This window comes from Selenomonas sp. (genome assembly GCF_052169755.1).
Classification (GTDB): Bacteria; Bacillota; Negativicutes; order Selenomonadales; family Selenomonadaceae; genus Selenomonas.
This window is the reverse complement of sequence record NZ_JBQNBV010000094.1, coordinates 1-8,370: the sequence shown is the minus strand read 5'-3', so window position 1 is coordinate 8,370 and position 8,370 is coordinate 1. Positions and strand designations below refer to the sequence as shown.

7 protein-coding genes and 1 pseudogene are annotated in these 8,370 nt (G+C 55.7%); 2 read left to right on the top strand and 6 right to left on the bottom strand.

Going from position 1 to position 8,370, the window contains the following annotated elements; translation table 11 throughout:
- Positions 1-20: 20 nt before the first annotated feature.
- Complete coding sequence (locus tag ACTTKG_RS07565) at positions 21-725, top strand: tetratricopeptide repeat protein (protein WP_442673613.1); 705 nt, start codon at positions 21-23, stop codon at positions 723-725.
- Between the two features lie 42 nt (positions 726-767).
- On the opposite strand, the gene tadA is transcribed toward ACTTKG_RS07565, so the two are convergent.
- Positions 768-1,274: a tRNA adenosine(34) deaminase TadA gene (gene tadA / locus ACTTKG_RS07560; protein WP_442673612.1), complete on the bottom strand. Its 507-nt coding sequence runs from the start codon at positions 1,272-1,274 to the stop codon at positions 768-770.
- Complete coding sequence (locus ACTTKG_RS07555; RefSeq protein WP_442673611.1) at positions 1,264-1,545, bottom strand: rubrerythrin; 282 nt, start codon at positions 1,543-1,545, stop codon at positions 1,264-1,266. The genes tadA and ACTTKG_RS07555 overlap by 11 nt, the downstream gene beginning before the upstream one ends.
- Before the next feature lie 156 nt (positions 1,546-1,701).
- Here ACTTKG_RS07555 and ACTTKG_RS07550 point away from each other — a divergent pair, with 156 nt between their 5' ends.
- Complete coding sequence (locus ACTTKG_RS07550; RefSeq protein ID WP_442673610.1) at positions 1,702-2,397, top strand: nuclease-related domain-containing protein; 696 nt, start codon at positions 1,702-1,704, stop codon at positions 2,395-2,397.
- 37 nt (positions 2,398-2,434) lie between these two features.
- Here ACTTKG_RS07550 and ACTTKG_RS07545 read toward each other — a convergent pair whose 3' ends face one another.
- The 4 genes and pseudogenes from ACTTKG_RS07545 to glyQ all read right to left on the bottom strand — a co-directional run.
- Entirely contained in the window at positions 2,435-3,088 is a 654-nt protein-coding gene (locus ACTTKG_RS07545) for a DUF4352 domain-containing protein (RefSeq protein ID WP_442673609.1), read from the bottom strand.
- A gap of 161 nt (positions 3,089-3,249) precedes the next feature.
- Positions 3,250-4,977, bottom strand: coding sequence for a methyl-accepting chemotaxis protein (locus ACTTKG_RS07540; protein ID WP_442673608.1), 1,728 nt, complete (start codon positions 4,975-4,977; stop codon positions 3,250-3,252).
- Positions 4,978-5,541: 564 nt separating this feature from the next.
- Positions 5,542-7,605, bottom strand: coding sequence for a glycine--tRNA ligase subunit beta (gene glyS, locus ACTTKG_RS07535; RefSeq protein WP_442673607.1), 2,064 nt, complete (start codon positions 7,603-7,605; stop codon positions 5,542-5,544).
- A pseudogene (glyQ, locus tag ACTTKG_RS07530) lies at positions 7,602-8,370 on the bottom strand (glycine--tRNA ligase subunit alpha); the annotation flags it as partial. The pseudogene glyQ and the gene glyS, both read right to left, overlap by 4 nt.

Below are 8,370 nucleotides of genomic sequence, written 5' to 3'. Positions count from 1 at the left end.
GTCCAAGGGAGGAATCATTCGTGACAACTGAGGATTTTGATGCACTCGTCGATCTTGTACTCACGAGCAAGCGACAGCCGCCGAGTGTGCTTTTTTCCGGCGGTTTTGGCGACTGGCACGCGCGTGCGCGGCTCGGACATTTTCTGGCGATGCAGGAAATCGGCAAGACGGAAGAAGCGCTTGCGCTTTTCCACTCCGTTCTCGATCAAGAAGTCGACGAGGGAAACAGCGAGGATATTGAAGAAAAAATCTTCGCCTTGCAGCGCCTGAGTGAGATCGAACACGCTGCGAAGGAAAACGATGCCGCGCTCGAACATATAAATCTCGCGATCGAGCTTGCCGAAGGTACGGACTACCTGTATAAATTCATCCTGCGCGGCGAACTTTGGGCGGCACGCTGGAACATCCTGCATGACATGGGACGCGCTGCCGACGCCGAAGCCGAATGCGACGAACGCATCGCCGCCTACGAGAACATCCCCGTCAAGCACAACAGCTATCTATACTACGGCTACCGCTTCAAGGCGCAGCTCGCCGCCGAGCGAGGCGTCGTCCTCGTCGCGAAAGACTATATGCACATGGCGCTGCACGAGATGGATATTCCCGCAAAATACGAAGAAGCACTCGAAAAGGCGTTCTCCGCCACACACGAGAACGCCTCTTGGATATTAAATGAGATCGATCGCGCCACACCGCGCCCCGAACTTTTCTCTTGGGATATTTAAGGCATGACTGCCTTATCCATGCTTCCTTAACATCGTCAGCCTTCAATCGGATGTTTCAGCCGCATCTTCCATCTGCTTCTTCACTTCGCTGCGCTTTTTGCGCCGCTCCTCGAAGAAACGCTTCATGACAGCGCGGCACTCGTCTTCAAGAACGCCCGCGCGCATCTCCAGCTGATGATTAAGCGCAGGATGGCTGACGATGTTGAAAAGCGACTCGCACGCGCCCGCTTTCACGTCCGGCGCACCGTAGACGACACGATCAACGCGGCTCATGACGAGCGCACCCGCACACATCGGGCAAGGCTCAATCGTGACATAGAGCGTCAGCCCCGACAAACGCCAGCGCTCAAGCTTCCTCGCCGCCTTTTGGAGCGCGATGATCTCCGCATGTGCCGTGCCGTCATGCCACGTCTCACGCATGTTGTGTCCACGCGCAACGATCTCTCCCGCAGCATCGACGAGTACAGCGCCGATAGGTACCTCGCCTGCATCAAACGCCGCCTGCGCTTCCTTAAGCGCTTCCTGCATAAAGCGGGCATCATCCAACATGGATACGACTCGCCAGACCGGACAGATCAAGCGTCTGTCCGCTTCGATAAAACAGCGACTGCGTAGCACGGTTCACATCGAGATGATACGCTTCCGGCACGGCATCCTGCTCTCTTTCTTCACGGCTCTTTTTATTCTTCTCCATCGCCGAGTCGAGCATACGCTTGAAGTTTTCCTTCTTGTTCCCGCCCTCGCCGTCCTTCGCCTCACGGCGACGCACATCATAGACGGCGCCCTTCATGCGGGTGATTTTTGCAACCTTGTCAATCATGACGGACACCTCCTAAAATCCAAGGGGTTTGAAGTAACAAATTTTTATTTCCCTTGTGCATTTTATATCGTCTAAATCCAGCGCCGTCTTAATAAAAAACCTAAACTTTCTAGGCTTTTTGTCTTATTAAATTTTCCCAAGAAAGGAGCCTTCCTCATGGCAAATCTTTCGCAGCAAAACATGACCGCAGATCATGTGAATCAGCTGACCTATCGCTTCCTTGCAGCCGTTTCCCTCGTCGTATTCTTACTCTGGCTCGCAGGATTGATCTTCCTCGATCCGAATCCCTACGCACTCTACATTATCGTAGGCTTGATTCTCGCCGCCGTCACGCTCGGCGCAGGAAGCAGCGCACGCAAAGAGAAAACGACGACAAAAGGCAGTACGGAAGATGTCGAATTTCTCAAAGCACTGCCCGAGGATTTTCAAATCTTCATGAATGTGAGCATCGGCGTGCGCACGAACCTCGATGCTGTCATCGTCGGAGCAAACGGTGTCTTCATCGTCGATGTAAAGACGCGCTCTGGCAAGATCGAGCCGACGCCAGGCAGCGACTGGATTCGTCACAAGGTCGGCAGCAAGGGTACCCCGTACCGGGTACCGATGAAGAACCCTCTGCAGCAAATGAAACGCGATATTCGTGAATTGCAGTCGTATCTCGCATCCTTCGGCGTGCGCCCGTGGATCGAAGGCAGCGTCTACTTCACACGCGCAGAATTCGCCGAAGAGATCGACGGCTGCTACACCTCTGCGGACGATGTGCTGAATCATATCAAAAACTTCCCCGACGATCATCCTCTGTCCGAAGAAGAGCAAAAGACCACCGCCGAAGCGCTCGCCGAGCGCCTGTAAGCGCAAAGAAAAAGGCTCCCGCCGGCGCCTTTTTCCTTTAAATCCCCTTCACACTGTCCGGCAAATGAAACTTCATCACATCGCCGCCGCCCGCCGGCTGGATCGTCAATACCGCCGGATGCTCGTCCTCATCCAGCTCAAATACAAGGCTCGCCGTCGCCACCGCACCGGCAGGAATATCCACGGCGCTGAATACCGGCGTCCTTTGGGCGGCAAGCGCCGCCATGCCGTCCTTCGATACGCTGTGCCGCCCCTCCTTGCTGTCCATGAGCGCCATCCCCTGCGGCACGACGCTCACAGGCGTCTTGTCAGAGTTCGCAATCGACGCCTTGACGATGAGGAACGGCCCCTTTGCTTTCGCGCCTTCGATCATCTCAACGCGCTTTGCCTCCACGATCATGACCTGCAAAGGATACGGACTTTTGCCTTCCTGCTTCTCCTTTCCGGCTTCATCTTTCGCCTTTTCCTGCGCTTCCTTCACCTCGTTGGCATCGACAGCGGCCGCCTCGCCGCCCTCAGCCGCTTTGCCTCCATGCTCCTCACCCCGACTCTCAGCTCCTCGGGCTGCCTCCTGTCCTCCGCCCGTGCTGAATCCCGCACTGCCGCCCGCAAAGAAAAACCAATAGCCGCCAATGCAAAAAACGACGGCTGCCAATACAATGGCAGCGCATCTGCCCGCAAAACTCTTCATGTGTCCACTCCCTTTTCTTAGGAAATCACGGATAAATTCAACGCTTCCTCAAAGTACATCCTTATTATCGAAAAAAATATCATTTTCCCAAAGAAAGATAAAACTGCCGCATAAAGCCGATCAGACTTTATGCGGCAGCTTTCTGCACCCCTATATCACACTTAGGTCTTGAACTTCGCTGCGGCCTGGTTGAGGTCATGCGCCATATCAGAAAGACCTCGCGTACTTGCAGCGATCTCTTCCATGCCTGCCGCCTGCTCTTCCGTCGCAGCGGATACATTTTCAGCTTCCGCTGCAACCTTCGAGGCGGAGTCGTGTATCTTGCCCGTCGCATCGTCAATCTTGACAGCACGGTGCGAGAGATCCGACATCGTCTTTTCTATGGCGGCGGAATTCTCCTGCACGCGTTGGATCATATCGCGAATTTCCGAGAAGCCCTTGCCCGTCGCCGTGACATTCTCGCGCCCCTTTTCGGCTTCCTCGCGGCCAACCTCCATCGCCTGCACCGCCTCATTCGTCTCCTGCTGGATGGCGCGAATGAGCTCTTCGATCTGCTGCGAAGCATGCTGTGACTCTTCGGCGAGTTTTCGCACTTCTTCCGCGACAACGGCGAAGCCGCGTCCGTGCTCACCTGCGCGCGCCGCTTCAATGGCGGCGTTCAGCGCAAGGAGATTCGTCTGTCCGGAAATGTTCGAGATGACCTCGACGATGTTGCCGATCTCTTTTGAACGCTCACCGAGCTTCGCAACGACATTCGACGAAGAGATGACCGTATCGGCAATCGCGTTCATCTGCTCGACCGTCGAGAGGACGAGCTTGTTGCCCTCCTCCGCTCGCTGTGACGTATGCTCGATATCGGCAGCAACCTGCTCGATCGTCTGCATCGCATCTTCAAGCCCGCGTGTGAAAGCATGCACCTGATGCTTCGCCTCCGCGACGGAATCAAGCTGCGCCTGCGCTGCGCCCGCCACTTCCGTGATGGACTCAGCGACGTTCTGCGTCGCCTGCGCCGACTGCTCGGAAGTGCTTGTCAAAGCGCCGGAAGAGTCGGAGACCGAACTTGCCGTCTCCTGGATCTTTCGCGTCATCGAGCGCACATTGTGCAGCATCTTGTTGCACGCCTCTGCCATCTGCCCGAACTCATCCGCCGAATCCATCGCCAGCTTCACGCTCAAATCACCGTCGGCAACCTTCCTCAAAGCATTAAGCGTCGCCGTGACGGAGCCTCGGATCGTATGCAGCAGGAAGTAGCCGCAGATGATCGCGACGATGAGCACAAGGATCGTGACGATGACCGTCGTCATGACGATACGCGCATAGACCTCGTCTGCCTCCTTATCGACTTGATCCGCACCCTTCATAGCGCGGTCCTCATCCTCCAGAATGAGCTTCTCCAACTTTTGATAGCTCTTGCTCCATTTCTGATCGATGAAAGCCAGCCCTTCCGCTGTTTTTCCTTCAGCGAAAAGACGATCGCCCTCGTCGCCCACTTTCAGATACTCCTGCCAAGCGTTGTACTCGTTGTCAAAAAGCTCCTGATCCGAACGGCGTACCTCTTCGCTGTTGTACGTCGTCTCACTGAGCATCTTTCTGTAATCATCGAAAACAGCTTCGACATTCTTCTTGCTCGCTTCGTGCTGCTGTTCAAGCTGCGCGCGCGTCTGAGGATCCGGCGCAATCGCCTTCAGCAGGGCAAAGACGCGCGTTTCGTTTGCAGCGTCGGAAAGTCTCGACGCCATGTTCAAGCCCCGCGTCCAATCCATGAGATCCGTCGTCGAATGATTCAGCACGCTGCCCGAATAGTTTGCATAGATGCCAAAACCCAGAAACATCACGATCAAGATCACGAAGCTCAGGATAATCTTTTTTACCACCGTAAGTCCATTCATTTCTTTCATCCCTTTCACGGCAGTAATTCTGCAAAATCAAGCCGCTCGCTGCATTGTGCATCGCATCTCTTCTAAAACTTGCCGGATATAGCCCTCGCGCAAGAATCGTTGATATTCGCCACAAATAAAGAAAATTTTTTTCTCCAGCAAATTACTTTTCTCTACAAAACCACTGCCACAAAAACTAAGAATACAAAATATGTTCTATACGTAATGATAGCACAAATGCCCCCCCCCGCAAGACATTAACTTCGCTGTAATAAAACCCATCGCAGCGATTCGCAGCCATCGCCTCCAATAGAAACTTGCCCGACGCATCCGTCCTATAAAAAAGCAATCTCAACCTGCGATAACAGATACTGCATACTTCGTATAGTATCACATATACACTTTATCTGCAAGACATCCCCCCTTTTTTCTAGGACTTGCAGGCTGACAGCAAAATTTCCGTCCATCCGAGCATCCCGTCCGCGCCAAGGTCAAAAAGCGCCGCCGTCTCACGCCGCATCCGCTGTAACAAAAGGGACACAAGCCAACGCTCATGCCCCTTGCGCATCCTATTTTCTACACCTGCACAATCTTGCTGAAATCTGCGGCTTCGCGCAGGAGATCGTCGATGCCCCGCAAAAGCGCGAGACGGTTCTGGCGAACATTTTTGTCGTCCGCCATGACCATGACGGCATCGAAAAATGCGTTGATCGGCTCGGCGAGATCCTTGAAGTCGTCAATCGCGCCGACATAGTCGTGCGCTTCGATCAAGCTCTCCGCCGCGCTCTTGGCAGAAGTATAGGCTTTCATCAGTTCCTTTTCTTCTTCCGTTTCAAAAAGCGCCGCATCGATGTCCGCCGTCCCATCCGCTTTCGCCGCGAGGTTCGCCACGCGCACAAAAGCCTGCACGGCAGCCGCCGTATCGGACGCGGCAAGCTGCTCGGCGACCGCGTTGGCTCTGAGCAGCACGCGGCGCAGATCGTCGATATCGCCGAGCACAGCATCGGCGATATCGTAACGCACGCCTTCTTCAGCGAGGACATTTTTCAAGCGCAGGCGCATGAAATCAGCGACATCCGACTGCATCTTCTCACGCGCCCTGTCATCTGCAATCTTGAGCAAATCCATCGTCCATGTGACGAGATCGCGCAGGGAAACGGCGACGCCCGCCTCGATGACGCTGCGCACCACGCCGAGCGCCTGTCGGCGCAGTGCGAAAGGATCCTGCGATCCCGTCGGAATAAGTCCGCGGCTGAACGTCGCAACGATGTTGTCCATCTTATCCGCAAGGCTCACGACGAGTCCGGCGCACGTCTTTGGCTGCAGATCGCCGGAAAAGCGCGGCATATAGTGCTCATCAATGGCGACAGCGACATCCTCGCCCTCGCCGTCAAGACGCGCATACTCCTTGCCCATGACGCCCTGCAGCTCTGTGAACTCCGTGACCATCCCCGTGACGAGATCCGCTTTGGAAAGACGCGCTGCACGCTCCGCCGCTTTTTTCTCGGCGGCGTCTGCACCGATGGCATCGGCGATCTTGCCCGCGAGCTTTTCCAAGCGCAGCGACTTGTCGTAGACCGTGCCAAGCCCTTCTTGAAACACGACGGTCTTGAGCTTTTCCGCATGTTCTTCGAGACTCTTCTTTCTGTCCTCATCAAAGAAGAACTGCGCATCGGCGAGACGTGCGCGCAGCACGCGCTCGTTGCCATGCTGCACCGTCGCCAAATGCTCTTTGCCGCCGTTTCGCACCGTGAGGAAGAGCGGCAGAAGCCTGCCGTCCGCCGCTTTCACAGGGAAGTAGCGCTGATGATCGCGCATCGGTGTGATGACGGCGTCGGGCGGCAGCGCAAGATACCTGTCCTCAAAGCTGCCCGCGAGTACCGTCGGATATTCGACGAGGTACAGCACCTCTTCCAGGAGATCCGGCGTGATCTCCGCCGTGCCGCCATGCGCTTTCGCCGTCTCAACAAGCCCCTTTTCGATCATCGCCTTCCGACGCGCAGAATCGACGATGACAAAAGCCTGTTCACAGGCATCTTCGTAATGCGCAGCGTCTTTGATCGTGAAATCCCCCGTGCTGAGGAAGCGATGTCCGCGCGATGTATTGCCGCTCTTGACGCACGCCAGTTCGAAGGGAACGACCGTCTCACCGTAGAGCGCGACGAGCCAGCGCAAAGGACGGATGAAGCGAAAGTCGAGATCGCCCCACCGCATACTGTTCGGCAGAGAAAGACCACATACGAGGTCAGGCAGCATTTTTTCCAGCACCTTTTCCGCACGTTCGCCCGCTTCCTCGACAAGCGCGTAGACGTAGCCGTCGCGCACCGTAAGCTCTTGCGCAGAAAGACCCTGCCCGCGGGCGAAGCCTTCTGCCGCTTTCGTCGGCTTTCCCAGAGCATCGAACGCCACCTGTACGGACGGACCGCGCTTCTCCTCCGCGACATCCTCCTGCTTTTCCGCCAAGTCTTCGACGATGAGCGCGAGGCGGCGCGGCGTGCCGAGCGTCCGAATCGCGCCGTGTGCAAGGCGCAGCTCCTTGAGCGCTTTTTCGGCGTTTTCGCCCAACTCCTTGAGCATCCCCGGCATCGCGTGCGCCGGAATTTCCTCCGTGCCGATTTCCAACAACAAATCCTTGCTCATGCCCTCGCCCCCTTTTTCAGCATCGGATAGCCCAGCTCCTCGCGCTGCTTCAAATAGCACTGTGCGCAGAGCCGCGCGAGCCTTCTCACGCGCCCGATGAATGCCGTGCGCTCCGAGACGCTGATCGCTCCGCGTGCATCAAGCAAATTGAACGCGTGTGAGCATTTCAAGACATAATCATACGCAGGGTGGACACGACCAAGCTCAATGACGCGCACAGCCTCTTTCTCGTACTTATCGAAGAGATCAAAGAGCAGCGCTTCATCCGACAGATCGAAAGAATACGCCGACTGCTCAACCTCGTTCTGGTGAAAAACGTCGCCGTAAGTATAATCCGCCGTCCACTGAATATCAAAGACGTTCTCCACGCCTTGAATATACATAGCAAGCCGCTCCAGCCCATAGGTGATCTCCGACGACACGGGCTTGACGTCCACGCTGCCGACCTGCTGGAAGTAAGTGAACTGCGTGATCTCCATACCGTCGAGCCAGACTTCCCAGCCAAGTCCCCAAGCGCCCAAAGTCGGCGACTCCCAGTTGTCCTCGACAAAACGAATATCATGCTGCTTCGGATCGATGCCAAGGCTCTCAAGACTTTGCAGATAAAGCTCCTGAATATTGTCGGGCGACGGTTTCATGATGACCTGAAATTGATGATGCTGATACAAACGATTCGGATTATCGCCATAGCGCCCGTCCGCCGGACGGCGCGAAGGCTAGACATAAGCCACGTTCCAAGGCTCCGGACCCAAGACGCGCAAAAAG

Bases quoted from the DNA above. Each gene is read 5' to 3' on its own strand.
- ACTTKG_RS07555 (WP_442673611.1), bottom strand. From the start codon at position 1,545: ATGATTGACAAGGTTGCAAAAATCACCCGCATGAAGGGCGCCGTCTAT.
- tadA (WP_442673612.1), bottom strand. From the start codon at position 1,274: ATGTTGGATGATGCCCGCTTTATGCAGGAAGCGCTTAAGGAAGCGCAG.
- ACTTKG_RS07545 (WP_442673609.1), bottom strand. From the start codon at position 3,088: ATGAAGAGTTTTGCGGGCAGATGCGCTGCCATTGTATTGGCAGCCGTC.
- ACTTKG_RS07540 (WP_442673608.1), bottom strand. From the start codon at position 4,977: ATGAATGGACTTACGGTGGTAAAAAAGATTATCCTGAGCTTCGTGATC.
- glyS (WP_442673607.1), bottom strand. From the start codon at position 7,605: ATGAGCAAGGATTTGTTGTTGGAAATCGGCACGGAGGAAATTCCGGCG.
- ACTTKG_RS07550 (WP_442673610.1), top strand. From the start codon at position 1,702: ATGGCAAATCTTTCGCAGCAAAACATGACCGCAGATCATGTGAATCAG.